This is a genomic window from Pandoraea sp. (assembly GCF_041919235.1).
In the GTDB taxonomy this organism is placed as follows: Bacteria; Pseudomonadota; Gammaproteobacteria; order Burkholderiales; family Burkholderiaceae; genus Pandoraea.
In genome coordinates this window covers 26923-48852 of the sequence record NZ_JAYRUC010000027.1, presented here as the reverse complement: position 1 = coordinate 48852, position 21930 = coordinate 26923, and the positions used below count along the sequence as shown (strand labels likewise).

Annotated in this window: 15 protein-coding genes; 7 read left to right on the top strand and 8 right to left on the bottom strand. The window is 63.8% G+C overall.

The genetic code is table 11. The features are described from left to right. The gene (gene lplT / locus ACE3UG_RS19355; protein ID WP_374626923.1) at positions 1-1293 is read right to left on the bottom strand and encodes a lysophospholipid transporter LplT; all 1293 of its coding nucleotides are present in this window, start codon (positions 1291-1293) and stop codon (positions 1-3) included. 337 nt (positions 1294-1630) lie between these two features. Here lplT and alr point away from each other — a divergent pair, with 337 nt between their 5' ends. Both alr and radA read left to right on the top strand, forming a co-directional pair. Beyond that, positions 1631-2701 carry an alanine racemase gene (gene alr, locus ACE3UG_RS19350; RefSeq protein ID WP_374626921.1) on the top strand — a complete coding sequence of 357 codons (1071 nt, stop codon included), beginning with the start codon at positions 1631-1633 and terminating at the stop codon, positions 2699-2701. 24 nt (positions 2702-2725) lie between these two features. Then, positions 2726-4096, top strand: a complete 1371-nt coding sequence (gene radA, locus ACE3UG_RS19345; RefSeq protein ID WP_374626919.1) for a DNA repair protein RadA — start codon at positions 2726-2728, stop codon at positions 4094-4096. Between the two features lie 192 nt (positions 4097-4288). Here radA and ACE3UG_RS19340 read toward each other — a convergent pair whose 3' ends face one another. The 7 genes from ACE3UG_RS19340 to dapC form a co-directional block, all read right to left on the bottom strand. Further along, complete coding sequence (locus tag ACE3UG_RS19340) at positions 4289-6244, bottom strand: ATP-binding cassette domain-containing protein (protein WP_374626917.1); 1956 nt, start codon at positions 6242-6244, stop codon at positions 4289-4291. A 171-nt stretch (positions 6245-6415) separates the two neighbouring features. Beyond that, positions 6416-7843 (bottom strand): cardiolipin synthase, encoded by a 1428-nt coding sequence (cls, locus tag ACE3UG_RS19335; protein ID WP_374626914.1) that lies wholly within the window; start codon positions 7841-7843, stop codon positions 6416-6418. A 111-nt stretch (positions 7844-7954) separates the two neighbouring features. Beyond that, the gene (prmB, locus tag ACE3UG_RS19330) at positions 7955-8851 is read right to left on the bottom strand and encodes a 50S ribosomal protein L3 N(5)-glutamine methyltransferase (RefSeq protein WP_374626912.1); all 897 of its coding nucleotides are present in this window, start codon (positions 8849-8851) and stop codon (positions 7955-7957) included. Between the two features lie 19 nt (positions 8852-8870). Beyond that, positions 8871-10022, bottom strand: a complete 1152-nt coding sequence (gene dapE / locus ACE3UG_RS19325; RefSeq protein ID WP_374626910.1) for a succinyl-diaminopimelate desuccinylase — start codon at positions 10020-10022, stop codon at positions 8871-8873. Between the two features lie 4 nt (positions 10023-10026). After that, entirely contained in the window at positions 10027-10374 is a 348-nt protein-coding gene (locus tag ACE3UG_RS19320) for an ArsC family reductase (protein WP_374626908.1), read from the bottom strand. A gap of 88 nt (positions 10375-10462) precedes the next feature. Next, positions 10463-11290 carry a 2,3,4,5-tetrahydropyridine-2,6-dicarboxylate N-succinyltransferase gene (gene dapD, locus ACE3UG_RS19315; protein WP_374626905.1) on the bottom strand — a complete coding sequence of 276 codons (828 nt, stop codon included), beginning with the start codon at positions 11288-11290 and terminating at the stop codon, positions 10463-10465. A 24-nt stretch (positions 11291-11314) separates the two neighbouring features. Further along, complete coding sequence (gene dapC / locus ACE3UG_RS19310; protein WP_374626961.1) at positions 11315-12517, bottom strand: succinyldiaminopimelate transaminase; 1203 nt, start codon at positions 12515-12517, stop codon at positions 11315-11317. A gap of 340 nt (positions 12518-12857) precedes the next feature. Between dapC and ACE3UG_RS19305 the strand changes: the two genes are divergently transcribed. From ACE3UG_RS19305 to def, 5 genes are all read left to right on the top strand, one after another. Next, positions 12858-13856 (top strand): DMT family transporter, encoded by a 999-nt coding sequence (locus ACE3UG_RS19305; protein WP_374626903.1) that lies wholly within the window; start codon positions 12858-12860, stop codon positions 13854-13856. 123 nt (positions 13857-13979) lie between these two features. Next, the gene (smc, locus tag ACE3UG_RS19300) at positions 13980-17495 is read left to right on the top strand and encodes a chromosome segregation protein SMC (RefSeq protein WP_374626901.1); all 3516 of its coding nucleotides are present in this window, start codon (positions 13980-13982) and stop codon (positions 17493-17495) included. Between the two features lie 39 nt (positions 17496-17534). Next, on the top strand, positions 17535-19064 hold the full coding sequence (locus ACE3UG_RS19295; RefSeq protein WP_374626899.1) for a cell division protein ZipA C-terminal FtsZ-binding domain-containing protein: 1530 nt from the start codon (positions 17535-17537) through the stop codon (positions 19062-19064). Positions 19065-19237: 173 nt separating this feature from the next. Then, positions 19238-21334 carry an NAD-dependent DNA ligase LigA gene (gene ligA / locus ACE3UG_RS19290; protein ID WP_374626897.1) on the top strand — a complete coding sequence of 699 codons (2097 nt, stop codon included), beginning with the start codon at positions 19238-19240 and terminating at the stop codon, positions 21332-21334. A 16-nt stretch (positions 21335-21350) separates the two neighbouring features. Continuing rightward, positions 21351-21884 carry a peptide deformylase gene (gene def / locus ACE3UG_RS19285; protein ID WP_374626895.1) on the top strand — a complete coding sequence of 178 codons (534 nt, stop codon included), beginning with the start codon at positions 21351-21353 and terminating at the stop codon, positions 21882-21884. The last annotated feature ends 46 nt before the right edge of the window (positions 21885-21930 follow it).

Below are 21930 nucleotides of genomic sequence, written 5' to 3'. Positions count from 1 at the left end.
TCAATGCTTGACTTCGCCAATGAGCGCGACCGAATCGAACTCGCGCTGATTGGCCTGGTGACGCTTCATCACAAGCCACATCGTGCCCGACACAAACACGCCGAACAAGATGATGACGACCCCGACCGGCACGTTGTACCAGATCAGCAGTGCGTAGAGGCACAGCATGATGAGCACGGAAAGGTTCTCGTTGAAATTCTGTACGGCGATGGAATGGCCGGCCGAGAGCAGCACGTGACCTCGGTGCTGCAGCAGGGCGTTCATCGGCACCACGAAGAAGCCCGCGAGGGCGCCGACGATGATGAGGAAGACGTACGCGACGATCAGGTACAGCGGCACCTTCCAGTCGGCCCCATACGTCAGCAGATCCTTCGAGAAGAAGGCCATCGCCATCACCGCGATGCCCATGGCGATGCCAACGGGCAGCACTGAGAGCGAGCGTTTGAGCGGAATGCGCGAGGCGGCCGCGATCGCACCGATGGCCACGCCGACGGCCGACACCGCCTGCAGGATCGCGCCTTCGGACAGGGTCATGCCAAGCGCCTTTTCAGCCCAGCGCAGCACGATGAATTGCAGCGTCGCCCCCGCCCCCCAGAACAGCGTCGTGACGGCAAGCGAGATCTGCCCCAGTTTGTCGCGCCACAGCGTGACGAAGCAGTCGGCAAAATCGGAGACGAGCTTGATCGGATTATGTTGCTGACGGGCGTACCGCGCGCCCGTGTCGGGGATACGCAGATTGAACAGCGCGGCAATCACATAAATGCCCATGATGATCACCATCGAGGCCATGGCCGGCGAATTGATTGCCTCTGGCGTGCGTTGGAGCACCCATTCCGAAATGTGCGGACTGATCAATGTGCCGCCGAGGACGGTGCCGAGAATGATCGAGCTGACGGTGAGTCCTTCGATCCAGCCGTTGGCCGCGACCAGTTTCTCGGCCGGCAGCAATTCGGTCAGAATGCCGTATTTCGCGGGTGAGTAGGCTGCCGCGCCGAAGCCCACGACGCCATAGGCGATCAACGGGTGCGAGCCGAACAGCATCATCAAGCAGCCTGCGACCTTGATCGAGTTGCTGACGAACATGACCTTGCCCTTGGGCATTGAGTCTGCGAAGGCTCCGACGTAGGCGGCGAGAATGACATACGAGAGCACGAAGAAGAGCTTGAGCAGCGGGGTCATCCACTGCGGGGAATGCAAATCTTTGAGGAGCGCGATTGCGGCGATGAGCAATGCATTGTCGGCCAGCGACGAAAAAAACTGCGCGGCCATGATGGTGTAAAAGCCTTTCTTCATCGGTACTTGAGTCGATCCCGTGCGGCGTAAAACTTGCGTGTCTCGGTTGTCGGAATCCGCGGTGCCCCAAGGGGCTCCCATACGGGATGAAACCGGGCTTAAACACAGGGGTATCTGCGCGCTTTGGTCGTTCAACTGTCGCTAATCGACCGTATATTCGGTCTTGATGCCCCCGCAATGGGCGCCCGTTCGCCCTCGGTCTGAGACCGGTCTTGTTATCGGGATAAAGATTTCGGCAAAACAAGTTGTGCGCACGGCTTTATAACACGAAAATATGCCGATGCGTTATGCCGCCGGCCTGTCCCGGCGAGCGTCTCCTCCGATTCCGTATCCGCTTATGCCTCGTCCAATCAAAGTCTCGATTCATACCGCCGCACTGGCCCACAATCTCGATATCGCCCGTCGTCGCGCACCCAACGCCAAGGTGTGGGCCGTGGTCAAGGCCAACGCCTACGGGCATGGCATTGAAAACGCCTATCCCGGATTGCGTGACGCCGACGGTTTCGGCCTGCTCGACCTCGACGAGGCCGTGCGCCTGCGTGAGCTCGGCTGGGCCGGTCCCATCTTGCTCCTCGAAGGCTTCTTCAAGCCCGAGGACCTGGCGGTCGTCGACAAGTATGGGCTAACGACCACCGTGCACAGCGACGACCAGTTGCGCATGCTGGAGACAACTCGACTGAGCAAGCCGCTCAATCTCCAGCTCAAGATGAACTCCGGAATGAACCGTCTCGGTTTCGCACCTGAGCGTTTTCGCGCGGCGTGGGAACGTGCCCGTGCGATTGCCGGTGTGAGTCAGATCGTTCTGATGACCCACTTTTCCGATGCCGACGGCCCGCGCGGCATTGCGCATCAGATGGAGGCGTTCGAGCGAGGCGCGCGCGACGTGCCCGGCGAGCGTAGCCTTGCCAACTCGGCAGCCACGCTGTTCCATCCGGAAGCGCACGGCGCCTGGGTCCGGCCGGGCATCATGCTCTATGGATCGTCGCCGAAAGGCCTCGAGGTCCCGGCGGCAGATCTCGATCTGCAACCGACCATGACGCTCGAAGCCGAACTGATCGGCATCCAGGAAGTGCCGGCGGGCGCCACAGTGGGCTACGGCAGCCTGTTTACCGCCGAGACGCCGATGCGCGTGGGCACGGTCGCATGCGGTTATGCCGATGGCTATCCGCGGGTGGCCCCCACGGGCACCCCCGTACTCGTCGACGGTGTGCGAACGCGCACGGTGGGCCGTGTGTCGATGGACATGCTGGCCGTCGACCTTACGCCGGTGCCGCAGGCGCGCGTCGGTACGTCCGTCACGTTGTGGGGCCGGGGTCTATGCATCGACGAGGTCGCGGCGTCGGCCGGCACGCTCGGCTACGAGCTGATGTGTGCCGTGGCACGCCGCGTGCCAGTGCACGCGAACTAAGCATCAAGAACAGGATCGCGCCGCATGGCCAAAGCCAAGACTGTCTACATCTGTACCGAGTGTGGCGGACAGACGCCCAAATGGGCGGGCCAATGTCCTCACTGCAACGGCTGGAATTCGCTCGTCGAGTCGGTGGCGCAGACGTCGACCGGTCATCGATACCAGGCGCTCGCCAAGAGCACGCCGGTGCGCAAACTGGCGGAGATCGAGGCGGCCGATGTGCCGCGTTTTTCCAGCGGTGTGAGTGAATTCGATCGCGTGCTTGGCGGCGGTCTGGTGGCGGGCGGTGTGGTGCTGATTGGCGGCGATCCCGGCATCGGCAAGTCGACGCTGCTGCTCCAGTCGCTCGCACACCTGGCGCGCGAACGGCGCGCGCTCTATGTCAGCGGCGAAGAATCGGGGGCGCAGATCGCGTTGCGCGCGCAACGGCTGGGCCTGGGGGCTGCGGGAGACGGCGGCGACCTTGACCTTCTCGCGGAAATTCAGCTCGAGAAGATTCTTGGCGCCATCGAGTCGGAAAAGCCCGACGTCGTCGTGATCGACTCGATCCAGACGATCTATTCCGAAGCGCTCAGTTCGGCACCCGGTTCGGTCGCGCAGGTGCGCGAATGCGCGGCGCAGTTGACCCGAAGCGCGAAGCAGACCGGTGTGACCGTGATCCTTGTCGGTCATGTGACCAAGGAAGGCAGTCTCGCGGGTCCCCGCGTGCTCGAACACATCGTCGATACGGTGCTGTATTTCGAGGGCGATACGCACTCATCGTACCGTTTGGTGCGGGCGTTCAAGAATCGTTTCGGGGCTGTCAACGAGCTGGGCGTGTTTGCGATGACGGAGAAGGGCTTGCGCGGTGTGGCGAATCCGTCGGCGTTGTTTCTTTCGCAGCACGAGCAAAGCGTGCCCGGTTCATGCGTGCTCGTAACGCAGGAGGGTACGCGGCCGCTGCTCGTCGAGGTGCAGGCGCTGGTCGACACGGCGCAGGTGCCCAATCCGCGGCGTCTGGCGGTCGGGCTCGAGCAGAACCGGCTGGCGATGTTGCTCGCGGTGATGCATCGCCATGCGGGCATCGCGTGTTTCGATCAGGACGTTTTTCTCAATGCCGTCGGCGGCGTGAAGATCTCTGAGCCTGCTGCCGATTTGGCGGTGTTGCTGGCGATTCATTCGTCGCTGCGCAACAAACCGTTGCCGCGCGGCATCGTGGCGTTTGGCGAGGTAGGTCTGGCAGGCGAAATCCGGCCGAGCCCGCGCGGTCAGGATCGCCTCAAGGAAGCGGCCAAGCTTGGCTTTTCGATCGCGATCATTCCGAAGGCGAATGCGCCGAAGCAGCCCATCGATGGTCTCGAAGTCCACGCGGTCGACCGCCTGGAGCATGCGATTGCCGTGGTGGCGGGATTGTAGCCGCGCTCTGCGGGCGGCATGCAGCATGCGGCATGCGGCATTGAAGCGAAAAGCCCGGTCCACAATTGGCCGGGCTTTTCGCTTGGCAGATCGCGACGACAGAATCGCACCGCACGCACCGAACGCACCGAACGCACCGAACGCACCGAACGCACCGAACGCACCGAACGCACCGAACGCACTGTACGTGCTTCAGGCGATTTGCTCGAGCGCTTCCTGGGCTTCGAGCCATTCGGACTCGATATCCGAGAGTTTGGCCGTGATGTCCACCTGTTGCTTCAGGCTTTCGGTCAGCAAGGTCTTCTTCGCGTCTTCATAGGTGCTGCTGTCGGCGAGAATGGCGTCGAGCCGCGCTTTTTCGTCCGAAAGCTTCGCCATCGACTGCTCGAGCTTCTCGATCTTTCTTTGCAACGGCTTGCGTAGTTGCGACAGCCGTTGACGCGCTTGCGCTTCAGCGCGCTTCTGATCTTTGCGATTGACGCCATCGCTGCCATCGCTGCGATCGGCACCGTCGCCGTTGTCGCCACCGCCACTGGCTTCGCGCGCCGCAGCCCGTTGGTCGGCCGCGTGTTGCAACAGCCAGTCGCGGTAGTCGTCGAGGTCGCCGTCAAACGGCTTCACTTCGCCGCCGGCCACCAGGAGGAATTGATCCGTGGTCGCGCGCAGCAGGTGCCGGTCGTGCGAGACGAGAATCAACGTGCCGTCGAATTGCGCGAGGGCGATCGTGAGCGCATGGCGCGTTTCGAGGTCCAGGTGGTTGGTCGGTTCGTCGAGCAGCAGCAGGTTCGGCTTGCGCCAAATGATGAGCGCCAGCGCCAGACGCGCCTTCTCGCCACCGGAGAACGGGGCAATCGACGACGTTGCCATGTCGCCGCGAAAGTTGAATCCGCCGAGAAAATCGCGCAGTTCCTGCTCGCGCGTATCGGGGGCGAGACGCTGTAAATGCTGCAACGGCGAATCGTCGTGGCGCAGCGTTTCGACCTGATGCTGCGCAAAGTAACCGATCTGCAGTCCCTTGCCGGTCTTGACCGAGCCGGCAAGCGGTGCAAGCGTGCCGGCGAGCGTTTTGATGAGTGTCGATTTGCCCTGGCCGTTGGCGCCAAGCAGGCCGATGCGTTGCTCATTCTGCACCGACATCGTGACCTGCGGCAGTATCACCTTGTCGCTGCCGTCGTCGAGCGGATACCCGCAACGCACGGCATCGAGCACGAGCATCGGGTTCGGCGCACTGGCGGCCGGGCGGAACTCGAACGTGAACGGCGACGCGATATGGGCCGGCGCGATACGCTCCATTTTTTCGAGCGCCTTCATGCGGCTCTGCGCTTGACGTGCCTTCGTCGCCTTCGCCTTGAAGCGCGTGATGAACGACTCCAGATGGGCGATCGTCTTCTGCTGCTTGTCGAATGCGCTTTGCTGCAGCGTCAGTTGCTGAGCGCGCAGGATTTCGAACTGGCTGTAATTGCCGCCGTAACGCTTGATCTGCTGATTCTCGATATGCAGGGTGACGTTGCAGACCTCGTCGAGAAACTCCCGATCGTGCGAAATGACGACGAGCGTGCCTGGGTAGCGCTTGAGCCAGTCTTCGAGCCAAACGATGGCGTCGAGATCCAGGTGGTTGGTCGGTTCGTCGAGCAGCAGCAGATCGGACGGGCACATCAGCGCCTGCGCCAGATTCAGGCGCATGCGCCATCCGCCCGAGAAGCTGGCAACGGGCAACTGCGTCTGCGCCAGCGTGAAACCGAGGCCGAGCAGCAGCGCTTCGCCACGCGCGGGGGCAGTGTAACCGTCGGCGTCGGCAAAGGCGGTGTGGGCTTCCGCCTGCGCATGGCCGTCGTGCGCCGTCTCGGCGGCGACGATGGCCGCTTCGATTTCGCGCAGGCGCGTGTCGCCGTCGAGCACATAGTCCAGCGCAGTACGCTCGACCGCGGGCGTTTCCTGCATCACATGCGCGATGCGCCAGCGACTGGGCACGAAGACGTCGCCGCCATCGGCGTGCAACTGAGCGCGCAACAGCGCGAAGAGGGTCGACTTGCCTGCGCCGTTGGCGCCGACGAGGCCGACGCGCTCGCCCGGATTGAGCGTAACGGAGGTGTCCTCGAAGAGCGGCTTGGTGCCGCGTGCGAGGGTAAGGTGTTCGAATCTGATCACGAAAAAGGCCGTGGGGAGAGCGGATCGGTGCGTCCTTGGCGAGCGCGGCAAGCATGCGCCGCTGACCGGATGACGATCGGACAGCGCATGCATCGAAACCCGTGCACGGGGACGGCAAAACCGGCATTTTACCGGTCTGTCGACGCGAAGGCGACGTGCGCGCCGATGCGCCTACAGAATTGGGGCGAAAAGTCGCGCCACACGCATCGCAATCTGACGCCATTTCGGAATTGCCCGAGCCTCGTCCTTTTGCAGCAGGGTGGCATGCTCGAAGTCGCGTGTGAGCATTTGCGCGACGTCCTCGGCGAAGGTGCGATCGAGCGTCAACAGCATGATTTCGAAATTGAGGCGGAACGACCGGTTGTCGAGGTTGGCGCTGCCGACGGCGGCCGCACGGTCGTCGATCAGCACGACTTTCTGGTGAATGAACCCGTGTCGGTACCGGTAGACGTTGATGCCGTTGCGAGCGGCTTCGAGCGCATACGATGTGGTGGCTTCGAATACCACGCGGTGATCGGCCCGGTCGGGGATCAGAATGCGTACGTCCACACCGCGCAACACGGCCAGGCGCAGCGCGGAGAACACCGCTTCGTCGGGCACGAAATAAGGCGTGGTGAGCCACACCCGTTCCTGCGCGGCGTTGATGACGGTGACGAAGAAGAGCGACGACGTCTCGAGGCGGTCGGCCGGGCCGCTCGGCACCACCTGACAGTGCATGTCCTCCTCGGAGGTGGCCGGCTCACGGTTCAGCTCGGGGACTGAGCCCGTGCTCCAATGCCAGTCTTCGGCGAACGCGCGCTGAATGCCGAGCACCACCGGTCCACGTACCGAAATGTGCGTGTCGCGCCAGGGCGCGAGCGGCGGTTTCTCACCGAGATATTCGACCCCGACGTTGTGTCCGCCAATGAAGGCTTCGACGCCATCGATCACCACGATCTTGCGGTGATTGCGAAAGTTGAGCTGAAAGCGATTGACGAAGATTCCGCGCCGGGCGGCTGTGAACTCATGCACCTGTACACCGCCTTGGCGCAGCGTCTCGCAATAGCTGCGCGGCAGATCGTGGCTGCCGATGCGGTCGTACAGAAAGTAGACCTTCACACCGGTCGCGGCGCGCGCCAGCAGCCGCGCGGACAGGGCGCGTCCGAGCGCATCGTCCTTGACGATGAAAAACTGCACGATGATGTAGTCGCGCGCGCGGTCGATCGCGGCGAAGATGGCGTCGAACGTGGCGCGGCCATTCACCAGCAGCCGTACGCGATTGCCCGCAACGAACGACATACCCGTCATCGCCGTGAGCGCGGCGAACTCCGGGTGGGCGTCCACGGCGACGGGCGGCTCGTCGCCCCAGTGGGCCTCGCCGATGCGCGATTGCATCGCCTGATTGCAGGCGCGACGTGCTTCTACGTAGCCGATGAACTTCGAGCTGCCGAGGAACAGATAGGGGATGAGCGTGAGGTAGGGCATTGTCACGAGCGACACTGCCCAGGCCACGGCGCCTTGCGACGTTCGTACCGTCAGAACGGCATGAATCGCGGCGATCACCCCCAGTGCATGGATACAGGCGACGGCAAAGCCGACGTCGAGCCAATTGAGCGCCATGACGAACCCTCTTCCTCCATGCGATGAGTCGCGCAGACCCGGGAACCCGAGTGTAACCGGGGTGCGTGAACTTAAGCGAGGGCTCTCTACAACGCGCGCGCCCTGAGGGGGTTATGGCAGGTCGGCGGCCTGCACCAGAAAGACCATGTCGTCGCCTGCGCTCGTGGCCAGCCACGTCATAGGCAGATCGGGGAACGCGGCTTCGACGAAGCGGCGTTCATTGCCGATTTCGACGACCAGAATGCCGTGATCGGTCAAATGCTCGCGTGCTCCGGCAATGATGCGTCGAACCACGTCCATACCGTCGTCGCCCCCCGCCAGCGCGAGACGCGGCTCGTGACGATACTCGGCCGGCAGCGCTTGCATCGAGCCTTCGTTCACGTACGGCGGATTGGTCAAGATGACGTCATAGCGCTTACCCGAGGGCAGCGGCGCGTACAGGTCGCCCAAGCACAGCGCGATGCGGTCTTCGAGGCCGTAGTCGGCCACGTTGATCTTCGCCACGGCCAAGGCGTCTGGCGAAATGTCGACAGCATCGATCTGCGCGGCCGGGAAGGTCTCGGCGGCGAGAATCGCAAGACAGCCTGAGCCGGTGCACAGTTCGAGGACCTCGGCGACGTCATCGGCGTGATCGACCCACGGCTGCAATGCATCTTCGAGCAGTTCGCCCACGAACGAGCGCGGCACGATGACGCGCTCGTCCACGTAAAACCGGTGGCCGTGCATCCACGCTTCGTTCGTGATGTAAGACGCCGGCACGCGTTCGCCCGCACGGCGGTTGATGACAGACAGCGCTCGTTCGATTTCCTCGGGCAGCAAGCGTGCGTCGAGAAACGGATCGAGCGTATCGATGGGCAGGTGTAGCGTATGCAGTAGCAGATACGCGGCCTCGTCGTATGCCGTGGCCGTACCGTGCCCGAAAGCCAGTTCGGCTTCCGTAAAACGCGAGACGGCGTAACGCAGCAGATCGCGCAACGTCTGGAAAGGGTGCGGCGCTTGAAGGGTCATGGTGAGTGTCTCGCGCGCCTTATGCCACCAGACGTGTCAACACGCCGCGGTAAATATTCTTGAGTGGCTCGATATCGGCAATCGCAATGTGTTCGTCGATCTTGTGAATGCTGGCGTTGCATGGGCCGAATTCGATGACCTGCGGACAGATCCGCGCGATGAAGCGCCCGTCGGACGTGCCGCCTGTTGTCGAGAGTTCGGTCTCGAGGCCCGTTTCCTCGCGGATGGCGCTCGTAAGGGCTTCTGACAGGTCGCCGCGCGGTGTGAGAAACGGCTGGCCGCTGATCGACCACTCGAGCGTGTAGGTCAGACCGTGACGGTCGAGCACCTCGTGCACGCGCTTCTGGAGGTCGTCGGACGTGCTGGCCGTCGAAAAGCGGAAGTTGAACATCACCATCAACTCGCCGGGAATGATGTTGGTTGCCCCCGTGCCCGCGTGAATGTTCGAGATTTGCCAAGTCGTGGGCGGGAAATACTCGTTGCCGTTGTCCCACACGGTTTGTGTCAGCTCGGCGAGTGCCGGTGCGAACACATGCGTCGGGTTCTTCGCGAGATGCGGATAGGCAATGTGGCCCTGCACGCCTTTGATGACGAGCTTGCCCGACATCGACCCGCGACGGCCGTTCTTGACCATGTCGCCCAGACGCTGACTCGACGTCGGCTCACCGACCAGACAGTAATCCAGCCGTTCGCCACGCGCGCTCAGTGCCTCAACGACTTTCACGGTGCCGTCGGTGGCGGGCCCTTCTTCGTCGCTGGTCAGCAAAAAGCCGATGGCGCCGGCGTGATCCGGGTGCCGGGCGACGAATTCCTCCGACGCGACCACGAACGCCGCCAGCGACGTTTTCATGTCGGCGGCGCCGCGCCCGTACAGCATGCCGTCGCGATGTGTCGGGGCGAACGGGTCCGAATGCCATTGCTCGAGCGGACCGGTCGGAACCACGTCCGTATGGCCTGCGAAGACGAGCAGTTTTGCGTCGGTGCCGCGCGATCCGCGCTTGACCGCCCACAGGTTGGTCACGCCGTTCGACGCGAGGGTCTCGCACGCGAAGCCGATGGCCTCGAGGCGGCGCGCCAGAATGGTTTGGCAATCGCGGTCTTCGGGCGTCACCGAATGACGGGCGATCAGTTGCTCGGTAAGTGCCAGCGTGGCGCCTTGGGAGGAAGTCATGAAATCAGAATCGTGAAGCGTAGCTATCGGGCGTGAAGCCCACGGAAACCTTGCCGCCGGCGACCAGCACCGGACGCTTGATGAGCGACGGATGGTCGATCATCAGGGAGCGGGCCACCGACTCGTCGGCCGCGGCCGTCTGTTGTTCCGGCGAGAGTTTGCGCCACGTCGTGCCCTTGCGGTTGAGCAGCGTGGTCAGCGGCACCTGGGCGAGCCAGGTGTCCAGCAGTGCGTCGTTCACGCCCGCCTTTTTGAAGTCGTGAAAATCGTACGCTACGCCGTGCTCGTCGAGCCACGTGCGCGCCTTCTTCACGGTATCGCAGTTGGGAATGCCATACAGCACGGCCGTCATCGCCTGAACTCCTGAGGTCGCGATTGCAAAAATCGAGGCGATGACGCCGCTCCAACGGCTGCGCCGCCGCCTCGGGTGCTACGCCGCTTTATTCGCCGCGCAGCAGGTCGTTGATGGCGGTCTTGGCGCGCGTTTGCGCATCGACCTTCTTCACGATCACGGCGCAGTACAGGCTGTACTTGCCGTCTTTCGAGGGCAGGTTGCCCGGCACGACGACCGACCCCGCCGGCACGCGGCCATAGTGCACTTCACCGGTTTCGCGATCGTAGATCTTGGTCGACTGCCCCAGGTAGACGCCCATCGAGATCACCGAATTTTCCTCGACGATCACGCCTTCCACGACTTCCGAACGCGCGCCGATGAAGCAGTTGTCTTCGATGATGACCGGGTTGGCTTGCAGCGGCTCAAGCACCCCGCCGATACCGACGCCACCCGAGAGGTGCACGTTCTTGCCGATCTGGGCGCACGAACCGACCGTCGCCCACGTGTCGACCATCGTGCCTTCGTCGACGTAAGCGCCGATGTTGGTGTACGACGGCATCAGCACGACATTCTTGCCGATGAACGCACCGCGACGCGCCACGGCCGGGGGCACCACGCGGAAGCCGCCGCGTGCGAAGTCTTCGGCGGTGTAGTTGGCGAACTTGCTCGGCACCTTGTCGTAGAACTGGCTGAAGCCGCCGGCGGGCATCACGGCATTGTCTTCGAGGCGGAACGAGAGCAGCACGGCCTTCTTGACCCACTGGTTGACGATCCAATGGCCGTCGTGCTTCTGGGCCACGCGCAGGGCACCCTGGTCCAGTTCGGCGATGACGTGGGCGACGGCCTCACGCACCTCGGCAGGCGCCGACTTGGCCGAGATCTCGGCACGGTTTTCCCAGGCTTGGTCGATGATGGTTTGCAATTGTTGCGACATGGCGAGAATCGGTTGCGATAAGGATTAAAGGGATTGGCAGAACTGCACGATGCGCTGGGCGCCTTCGGTGCATTCGTCGACATCGGCCACGAGGGCGATGCGCACGTAGTTCTCGCCCGGATGGGTGCCGTGCGCCGCACGGCCCAGATACGATCCGGGCAGTACGGCCACATTGTATTGCGCCAGCAACTGGCGCGTGAATTCGGTGTCGGACAGGCCGGTTCTGGTGTCGACCCTGGCCCAAAGATAGAAGCCGGCGTCCGGCAACCGGACGTCGAGCACTTCGGCGAGCATCGGCGTGACCGTCTGGAACTTCTTCACGTACTTGCTGCGGTTCAGTCGCACGTGGGCTTCGTCGTTCCATGCGGCGACGCTTGCCGCCTGCACGGCCGGGCTCATGGCACAACCATGATACGTACGGTACAGCAGGAATTTCCTGAGGATGGCGGCGTCGCCTGCCACGAAGCCCGAGCGCATGCCCGGCACGTTCGAGCGCTTCGAAAGACTGGAGAACACGACCAGACGTTCGAAGCCGCGTCCGAGTTGCTGAGCGGCCGCGAGACCGCCCAGCGGAGCGTGCTCTTCGTCAAAGTAGATCTCGGAATAGCACTCGTCGGACGCAATCACGAACCCGTACTCGTCCGAGAGTTCGAACAGGCGCTTCCAGTCGGCGAGGCTCAGGACGGCACCGGTCGGATTGCCCGGCGAGCAAAGGTAGACGAGTTGCACGTCGCGCCAGACGTCAGCCGGCACGGCATCGTAATTGGGGGCGAAGTTGCGTTCGGGATCGCTGTCGGCGTAGTAAGGCGTGGCACCCGCAAGCAGCGTTGCGCCTTCGTAGATCTGATAGAACGGGTTCGGGCACAGCACGCGCGCGCCAGGCTTGCTGCCGTCGACGACCGCCTGTGCGAACGAAAACAGTGCCTCGCGCGAGCCCGTGACCGGCAGCACTTCGGTCGCGGGGTTCACGTTGGGCAGCGCGTAGCGACGCTCCAGCCACTGCGCGATCGACGCGCGCAGCGGCTCGCCACCGGCGGTGGCCGGGTAGTTCGAGAGGCCGCCCAGCCCCTCGATCAGGGCTTCCTTGATGAACTGCGGCGTCGGGTGCTTGGGTTCCCCGATGCCGAAACTGACGGCCTTGTAAGCGCTGGCGGGCGTGATGTCCGCCACCAGCGACTTCAAGCGTTCAAAGGGATAGGGCTGGAGCTTGTCGAGTAATGGGTTCACGGGTTCAAGAGAATTCAAACAGACTCAGGGCTAGGGTTCGCGATGCCATTCAAGGCAACTTTCGAGGCCGCTGGGCGAGACTTGCAACGCGCTGGCACGCTGCGCCGCGGCGCGTTTTCCGGGGCCGGTCTTGCGAAAGGCGGCCCACACATGGGCTTGTGCTTATCCGCGACATCACACGATGGGGTTCTCGGACGCACGCAAGAATGGCAAGATCGGCGAAGCGAAAATTATACCGTTACGGCGCGCTCAAAGCGCGAGCGCCGGATAATTCAGTACATTCCGAGGCGCCAATGAGGCAAGCCTGCGGAGTATCTCAGGTTTTTCAGGAGTCAACAGTATGACCGTAGCCGGCAACGGCGCGCACGGCCCGTCGTCGGCGTCGACGTCGACGCCCGGCGCTTTGTTGCGTGCCAGGGCGGCGCCCGCGTTGGCCATCCTCATGGGTTCGTCGGTATGGGGGCTGGCCTGGTATCCCTACCGCGTGCTTGCCGAGTGGGGCGTGACGGCGGTCGCGGCGCAGATTTGTACCGCGAGCGTCGCGCTGCTGCTGCTTACCGTGGTGTATCGCCGCTCGCTCGGCACGCTACGCTGGTCGTGGCTGCTCGTTGGGGTGGCGTTCGCCGGCGGCACGACCAACGTGGCGTTTGTCTGGGGCACGACGCACGGTCACGTCATGCGTGTGCTGCTGCTTTTCTATCTGACGCCGGTCTGGACGGCACTTTTCGCGCACGGGTTGCTCGGCGAGCGCGTTGGGGGGCGCGGTGCGGCGTTGATTGCGTTGGCGCTTGGCGGGGCGGCGCTGATGCTCTGGTCGCCCGCATTGGGGTGGCCGGTGCCGAACAACCCCGGCGAATGGGCTGGCGCGTTGGCCGGCGCCGCCTTCGCGCTCAACAACGTGTTGCTGCGGCGTGTCAGTCAGGCGATGCCCGACGTTCGCGCGGAAATGCGCAGTTGGACACTCTATCTGGGCTGCGTGGTCGGCGGGCTGCTGGTGCTGCCGCTCGACGGCGGGGCGCAAGCGGGACGCGCCGCCGTCTCGGCGCTCGCCTCGGGCGCGGCGACGGCCGCGGTTGCGCTCGCCTTGGGCTGCGCGTTTGCCGTGACGAACGTCATCGTCCAGTTCGGTCTGGCGCGGGTGCCGGCCAACCAGGGCGCGCTGATCATGCTTTTCGAGATCGTGGTGGCGGCGATTTCGTCCTGGTGGCTGGCCCGCGAGGGGCTGGGCGGGCGAGAAATCGCCGGCGGGCTGTGCATTGTGGCGGCGGGTGTGCTGTCCGGAATTTTGCCGGATTCGCGACGTTGTAAATCCGCGACGGCGGGGGATGCGATGGTATGATGCGTACCGATGTTATATCGATGTAAGCGGCCCGTGCGCGCCAGCGTGCGCGGGGTCCGACAGGACCAGCTAAGCGCGTCTGCGTCTTTCCCATCATTCAATGACCGATAAAGCGAACCTGCCGTGCGTCTGACCTCCATCAAACTCGCGGGCTTCAAATCCTTCGTCGATCCGACGAACTTCGCGGTGCCCGGCCAACTGGTCGGGATCGTCGGCCCGAACGGGTGCGGCAAATCCAACATCATCGACGCCGTGCGCTGGGTGTTGGGCGAGTCGCGTGCCTCGGAGCTGCGTGGCGAGTCGATGCAGGACGTGATTTTCAACGGCTCGACCGCCCGCAAGCAGGCGAGCCGCGCCAGTGTCGAACTCGTCTTCGACAACAGTGCCGGGCGTGCCGCCGGGCAGTGGAGCCAGTACGCCGAAATCGCCGTCAAGCGCGTGCTCACGCGCGATGGCACCTCCAGCTACTACATCAACAATCTGCCGGCCCGTCGCCGCGATATTCAGGACATCTTCCTCGGCACCGGACTTGGCCCGCGCGCTTACGCCATCATCGGGCAAGGGATGATCTCGCGCATCATCGAGGCCAAGCCGGAAGAGTTGCGCGTGTTCCTCGAGGAGGCGGCAGGTGTTTCCAAGTACAAGGAACGTCGCCGCGAGACCGAGAACCGTTTGCAAGATACGCGGGAGAACCTGACGCGCGTCGAAGATATCCTGCGCGAACTCGGCACGAATCTCGAGAAGCTCGAATCGCAGGCCGTGGTGGCCCAGCGATTCAAGGACTTGCAGCGCGACGGCGAAGAAAAGCAGCAGTTGTTGTGGTTGTTGCGCAAGAACGAAGCCCAGAACGAACAAGAGCGTCAGCAGCGCGCTATCGAGTCGGCACAGGTCGATCTTGAAGCGCAGATGGCGCGTCTGCGGGGTTCGGAATCCGATCTCGAAACGCTGCGCGCCGCTCACTACACGGCGACCGACGCGGTGCAGGCCGCGCAAAGCGCGATGTACGAGGCGAATTCCGAAGTCAGCCGGCTCGAAGCCGAGATCCGCTACGTTGTCGAGTCGCGCAATCGTGTTCAGGCCCAACTGGCGGCGCTGACTTCGCAGCGCGAGCAGTGGCAGGCCCGTTCGGCGCAATCGGAAGAAGCACTCGCGCTCGCCGAAGACGAACTCATCGTCGCTGAAGAGCGTGCCGCCACTGCGCAGGACCAGGCGGCCGATCAGAACGACGCACTGCCAGCGCTCGAAGCCGGCTGGCGCGAAGCGCAGAATCTGCTTAACGAGCAACGCAGCGAGATCGCGCAGGTCGAGCAGAATCTGAAACTCGAAGCGGCGCATCAACGCAATGCCGATCAGGCGTTGCAGCAGTTGCAGCAACGTCAGGAGCGTTTGCAAGGTGAGGCGCGCGGGCTCGACAAGCCCGACGAAGCCGAACTCGAAATGCAGCGCGCCGACCTCGCCGAACATCAGGCGATGCTCGAAGACGCGCAAGCCGAGCTTGCCGACGCGCAGGAACGGCTGCCACGACTGGAAGCCGAGCGTACCGAGGCACAGGCCCGGGTGCAGTCCGAAGCCGCGACGATCGCGCAGCTCGAAGCGCGTCTCACGGCGCTCAAGCAGCTCCAGGAGAGCGTGCAGACCGAAGGCAAGGTGCAGCCGTGGCTCGACAAGCACGAGCTGGCGCAGCTGCCGCGTCTCTGGAAGAAGCTGCACATCGAGCCGGGCTGGGAAAACGCGCTCGAATCGGTGCTGCGCGAGCGTCTTGCCGCACTGGAAATCAGCAATCTCGACTGGGTGAAGGCGTTTGCGAGCGATGCGCCGCCGGCCAAGCTGGCGTTCTATTCGCCGCCACCAGCCGCGCGCGCGCTCGACGTACCGGCGTCGCTGCGCCCGCTGCTCGCGTTGCTGCGAATCGACGATCCGGGCCTTCGTGCCGTGCTGCAGGAATGGCTCGGACAGGTGTTCGTTGCCGACGATCTTACGCAGGCGATGGTCATCCGGGCGCAGCTACCGGAAGGCGCTTCGATTGTCGTCAAGGCGGGGCACCAGGTCACGCGTGTGGGCGTGCAGCTCTATGCCGCCGACTCCGAGCAGGCCGGTCTGCTGGCCCGTCAGCAGGAAATCGAGAATCTGGGCAAGCAATTGCGCGCGCAGGCGCTCTTGTCGGAAGAAGCCAAGTCTGCCGCCGTGCGCGCGGAGGCTGCCTACAGTCAGGCAGCGCAGTCGCTGGCCGAGGTGCGCGGGCGTGCAGAGCGCGCCACCCAGCGTGTACATGCGCTGCAGATGGACGTGCTCAAGCTTACGCAAGCGTACGAGCGCTACAACGCGCGCAGCACGCAAATCGACGAAGAGCTGCGTGAGATTGCCGCGCAGATCGAGGAACAACTGGCGTTGCGTGCCGAATCGGAGGCGAACTTCGAGCAGAGCGACGCGCGTTTGGCCGAATTGCAGGCAACCTTCGAAGACGGCCAGCTCGAATTCGAAACACTCGACAGTCAGCTCTCGGACGCCCGCAACCGGGCGCGCGAGCTTGAGCGTCTGGCGCAGGAAGCCGCGTACGGACAGAAGGGCATTTCAAGCAAGATCGACGAGCACCGCCGCAGCATTCAGACGGCGCTCGAGCAAGCGGAGCGTCTGGTGGTGTCGATCGAGCAGGCGCAGGCCGAACTCGCACAGATCACCGAACAGACGGTCGAAAACGGTTTGCAGGATGCGCTCGGGCTGCGTGCGGAGAAGGAAGAGATTCTGGGCGCCGCACGTATCGAACTCGATGCACTGACCCAAAAGTTGCGTCAGAGCGACGAAGAGCGGCTCGCTGCAGAGCGCGGGCTGCAGCCGCTGCGCGAGCGCATCACCGAGTTGCAGTTGAAGGAGCAGGCTGCACGCCTGAACCGCGAGCAGTTCGTCGAACAATTGGCGACGGCCGAGGTCGACGAGGAGGCACTCTCCGCGAAGCTGACGCCGGATATGAAGCCGTCGTATCTGCAAGGCGAAGTCACGCGCATCAACAATTCGATCAACGCGTTAGGCCCGGTCAACATGGCCGCGCTCGAGGAACTGGAGACGGCGCGTGAGCGCAAGGTCTTCCTCGACGCGCAGTCGGCCGATCTGAACGACGCCATCGACACGCTCGAAGGCGCGATTCGCAAGATCGACGAAGAAACGCGCGTGATGCTGCAAGGCACGTTCGACGAAGTGAATAAGCATTTCGGCGAACTTTTCCCGATGCTGTTCGGCGGCGGGCAAGCGAAGCTCATCATGACCGGCGACGAAATTCTCGACGCCGGCGTGCAAGTCATGGCGCAACCCCCGGGCAAGAAGAACTCGACGATTCATCTGCTGTCGGGGGGAGAGAAGGCGCTCACGGCCATCGCACTGGTGTTCGGGATGTTCCAGCTCAACCCGGCGCCGTTCTGTTTGCTCGACGAGGTGGATGCACCGCTCGACGACGCCAACACCGAGCGCTACGCCAAGATGGTGGCGCGCATGTCGGACCGAACCCAATTCGTATTTATTTCGCATAACAAAATCGCGATGGAAATGGCCAATCAGCTCATCGGCGTCACCATGCAGGAGCAGGGGGTGTCGCGGATCGTGGCGGTGGACATGGAGTCTGCGATCAATCTGGCCGAGATCAACTGACCCCGCGCCGAAGATGGAGAAGAGAGAGGAACGCCGCGCATGAATGATCTGCAGCTTAGCTTGATCGCCGCAGGGGTTGTGGTACTGCTGGGGGTGGTGGCCTATAACGCCTGGCAGGGCAGCAAGGCACGCGCGCGCATACCGCGTCGCATGCCGGTCGACGGTGCAGGCATAGACGCGACCGCCGGGATGCCCGACGCCGCCGACGACGATGACCGGCCGTTCATTGAGCCTACGCTTTCGCCGCCTCGCGTTCCTGCGCACTCGGGTGAGCGCCGCGAGCCGACGCTGGGCCCGGCCGCAGTATCGAGCGCATCGGTTCAGGACGCCTTCGCAATCAACGAAGATGCCTGGGATGCGCCGCCTGCCACGCGCAAGCGCGCGGTGCAGGACGAATCCGACCCGACGGCTGAAGCCGGCCGGCCCGTCGCTGCAACGGGCGAATCGACGACCGTGGCCGACGCCGCACATCAAGATCACGACGCGCAGGCGCGCGATACCGAGCAAGCGGCTGCGGCGAGCATGGTTGCCCGTTTCGATGCAGAGCTTGCTGCCGACGACACCGTCGATGCCGCCGCCGCCGGTGCGGCCGCCGCTGCGGCCAGCGCACCGGGGCCCGAACCCGCTGCGAGCGCTGAGGGCGTAGCGGCTGCGTCCGCTCACGAGATGGGGGCAGGCGTTGCGCAGGCAACCTCGGGTGCGGCCGTCGCGCCGGTTGCTGCAGCCCGCCCGGCCGTGCCGAGCGGTCCGCCGCCGATCATCGACGAGCGCATCGACTGCGTCGTCGAACTGCCATTGGCGAGCGTCGTGGCGGCCGAGCGTCTGATGCCGTTGACGGTGCGCATGCGCCGTGCGGGCAGCAAAGCGGTCAATGTCGAAGGCCGTGCCGACGAGTCGTCGCCGTGGGAGTTGATTCGTGCCGGCGGACGTTATCACCAGTTGCGCATTGCCGTGCAGTTGGCGAACCGCGCCGGTGCCTTGAACGAAGTCGAATTCTCGGAGTTTTCGAACCTCGTGCAGACGCTCGCCGACGCGGTCGATGCGCTGCCCGAACTGCCCGACATGATGGAGACGGTAGCCCGCGCTCGCGAACTCGACAGCTTTGCCGCGCAATGCGACGCGCAACTGTCGGTCAACGTGCTCTCGGATGGTGCGCCGTGGTCGGCGAACTACGTTCAGGCGGTCGCAACGCAGGACGGTATGCTGCTCTCGCGCGACGGCATGCGCTTCGTCAAGCTCGATGTGCGCCAGAATCCGGTGTTCATGCTGCAGTTTGGCGACACCAACTTCCTGCGCGACGATTTGACCTACAAGGGCGGCGATCTGATTACGATGCTGCTCGATGTGCCGGTGGCAGACGAAGACCTGCTGCCGTTCCGCCTGATGTGCGACTACGCGCGCTCGATCGGGCAGCGCATCGGCGGGCGCGTGGTGGACGATCAGCGCCGGCCGCTTTCGGATGCTGCGCTGCAAAACGTCGACACCCAGTTGCTCAAGCTCTACGAACGTCTCGAAGCGCGGAATCTGCCGGCAGGCTCACCCGTGACGCGCCGTCTGTTCAGCCAGTAACGCCGAGGCGATGCGCAGCGGCCGCGCCGCTGTCGCATGCCGCGTTCGACGCACGCCGTTCACCGTCGGGTGAGCGGCGTTTTTATTCCGATGAATGTAGGCTTTCGGCGACGCGCAGGGTGCGTATGTCGAAGGCATAATGTTCTGACTTCTCGTATTCCGAGTCTCCTCGCATGTCGCAAACTTCTGTTCCGGGGCAGGGTGCAAACGCCCCTGCGGTTACCGACGCAACGGCCGCCGCGCAGCGCGCTGCGGCGTTGCGCGTCGAGTTGACGCGTCACAATCGCGCCTATTACGAAGCGGATGCGCCGCTGATTCCCGATGCCGAGTACGACCGCCTGTTCAGCGAACTGGTAGCGCTCGAGGCTGCGTATCCGGGACTGCAGCGTCCCGACTCGCCTACGCAGCGCGTGGGTGGCAAACCGGTGGAGGGTTTCGCACCGGTCGTGCATCGCGTGCCGATGCTCTCTCTGAACAACGGCTTTACCGACGAAGACGTCGAAGCGTTCGATCGTCGCGTGTCGGACGGGCTGCGCGATGGCGATACGCCGGCGGCGGGGGATCTGTTCGGGGCGCCGGTCGAGTATGCGGCCGAGTTGAAGTTCGACGGGCTGGCCATTGCCTTGCGCTACGAGCATGGCGTACTCGTGCAGGCGGCGACGCGTGGCGACGGCACGACGGGTGAAGACGTCACCGCGAACATCCGCACGATCAGGAAAATTCCACTGAGCCTTGCGACCGGCAACCCGCCTGAGGTGCTTGAGGTGCGTGGGGAGGTACTGATGTTCCGTGCCGACTTCGACAAGCTCAACCGGGCTCAGGAGGCTGCGGGCGAAAAGGTATTCGTCAATCCGCGCAATGCGGCAGCGGGCAGCCTGCGGCAGCTCGATTCGAAGATCACGGCGAAGCGTTCACTGTCGTTTTTTGCGTATGGCGTGGGCGAATTGGTGGGGGTGCCGATGCCGCAGACGCACTCGGCGTTGCTCGACTGGTATGTCACGCTCGGCATTCCCGTCAACGACCGGCGCAAAGTCGTGCAGGGCGCGGCCGGACTGTTGGCGTTCTACCGCGAGGTGGGCGAGGCGCGCGAGGCGCTGCCCTATGACATCGACGGTGTGGTCTACAAGGTCAACCGGCGCGACGAGCAGGATCGCCTCGGGTTCGTCTCGCGCGCCCCGCGCTTCGCGCTGGCGCACAAGTTTCCGGCGCAGGAAGCGCTGACGACATTGCTGGACATCGAAGTGCAGGTGGGGCGAACCGGGGCGATTACGCCGGTGGCGCGGCTCGCGCCCGTGTTTGTCGGCGGGGCGACGGTCACCAATGCCACGCTGCACAACGAGGACGAGATTCGCCGCAAGGACGTGATGATCGGCGATACGGTGATCGTGCGCCGTGCGGGCGATGTGATTCCGGAAGTCGTCGGGTCGGTGCTCGAGCGCCGTCCTGCCGACGCGCGGGCGTTTGTGATGCCGACGGCCTGTCCGGTGTGCGGTTCGGCCATCGAGAAGTTGCCCGACGAGGTGATCGCACGATGCACGGGCGGATTGATATGCGCGGCGCAGCGCAAGCAGGCGTTGTTGCACTTCGCCCAGCGCCGGGCGCTCGATATCGAGGGGCTGGGCGACAAGCTCGTGGAGCAGCTTGTCGACCAGCAGATCATCCGGACGCCGGCAGATCTGTTCAAACTGGGGGTTGCGAAGCTCGCGGCGCTTGACCGGATGGCCGACAAGTCGGCGTCCAATCTGGTGGCGGCGATCGACACGGCGCGTCACACGACGCTGGCACGGTTCATCTTCGCGTTGGGTATTCGGCATGTGGGCGAGGCGACGGCGAAGGACCTCGCGCGCCATTTTGGCAAGCTCGACAACGTCATGACGGCCAGTGTCGAGGCACTGCTGGCCGTGCCGGATGTCGGACCGATTGTGGCCCAGTCCATCGCCAATTTCTTTGGCGAGCCTCATAATGTCGAGGTCATCGAGCAGTTGCGGGCGGCGGGCGTGACCTGGCCCGAGTCGGAACCGGCGACGGCGGCACCGCTGCCGTTGGCGGGCAAGACGTTCGTGCTCACGGGCACGCTTCCGACGCTCGCGCGCGAGGAGGCGAAGGCCATGCTCGAAGCGCTGGGGGCGAAGGTTGCCGGCTCGGTCTCTGCGAAAACCGACTATGTCGTGGCGGGGGCAGAGGCGGGGAGCAAGTTGGCGAAGGCCGAGGCACTGGGTGTGCCCGTGCTGGACGAAGATGCTATGCGGGCGATGTTGGCCGCGTTTTGATGGGAGGATCCAATCGATGATTCGCGACATCCTGAAGATGGGTGATCCGCACCTGCTGCGCATCGCCAAACCCGTGGAGCATTTCGATACGGCCGAGCTGCGTGAGCTCGTCACCGATATGTTCGACACCATGAGGCATGCGAACGGCGCAGGACTTGCCGCTCCGCAGATCGGCGTCGATCTGCAGGTGGTGATCTTCGGCTTCGAGCATAACGAGCGCTATCCAGACGCGCCCGAAGTCCCTGAGACGGTGCTGATCAATCCCGTCATCACGCCGCTGACGCAGGACATGGAAGAGGGCTGGGAGGGTTGCCTGTCGGTGCCGGGGCTGCGCGGCATGGTCAATCGCTATTCCATGCTGCGCTACCAAGGGTTCGATCAATATGGCAGTGCGATCGACCGCGTGGCCGAGGGGTTTCATGCCCGGGTCGTTCAGCATGAATGCGACCATCTGATCGGCAAGCTCTATCCGATGCGAATTACCGACTTCAGCAAGTTCGGTTTCACCGAGGTTCTCTTCCCCGGTCTCGATCCTAAGCGCGACGACTGAAGCGCAACCCGATCGGCGGGAATCATCGGTCGGCGCAAGTCGGCAT

Coding starts and splice junctions, on each gene's coding strand:
- radA (WP_374626919.1), top strand. CDS start 2,726: ATGGCCAAAGCCAAGACTGTCTACATCTGTACCGAGTGTGGCGGACAG.
- lplT (WP_374626923.1), bottom strand. CDS start 1,293: ATGAAGAAAGGCTTTTACACCATCATGGCCGCGCAGTTTTTTTCGTCG.
- cls (WP_374626914.1), bottom strand. CDS start 7,843: ATGGCGCTCAATTGGCTCGACGTCGGCTTTGCCGTCGCCTGTATCCAT.
- alr (WP_374626921.1), top strand. CDS start 1,631: ATGCCTCGTCCAATCAAAGTCTCGATTCATACCGCCGCACTGGCCCAC.
- dapE (WP_374626910.1), bottom strand. CDS start 10,022: ATGACTTCCTCCCAAGGCGCCACGCTGGCACTTACCGAGCAACTGATC.
- def (WP_374626895.1), top strand. CDS start 21,351: ATGATTCGCGACATCCTGAAGATGGGTGATCCGCACCTGCTGCGCATC.
- ligA (WP_374626897.1), top strand. CDS start 19,238: ATGTCGCAAACTTCTGTTCCGGGGCAGGGTGCAAACGCCCCTGCGGTT.
- ACE3UG_RS19295 (WP_374626899.1), top strand. CDS start 17,535: ATGAATGATCTGCAGCTTAGCTTGATCGCCGCAGGGGTTGTGGTACTG.
- prmB (WP_374626912.1), bottom strand. CDS start 8,851: ATGACCCTTCAAGCGCCGCACCCTTTCCAGACGTTGCGCGATCTGCTG.
- ACE3UG_RS19320 (WP_374626908.1), bottom strand. CDS start 10,374: ATGACGGCCGTGCTGTATGGCATTCCCAACTGCGATACCGTGAAGAAG.
- dapD (WP_374626905.1), bottom strand. CDS start 11,290: ATGTCGCAACAATTGCAAACCATCATCGACCAAGCCTGGGAAAACCGT.
- ACE3UG_RS19305 (WP_374626903.1), top strand. CDS start 12,858: ATGACCGTAGCCGGCAACGGCGCGCACGGCCCGTCGTCGGCGTCGACG.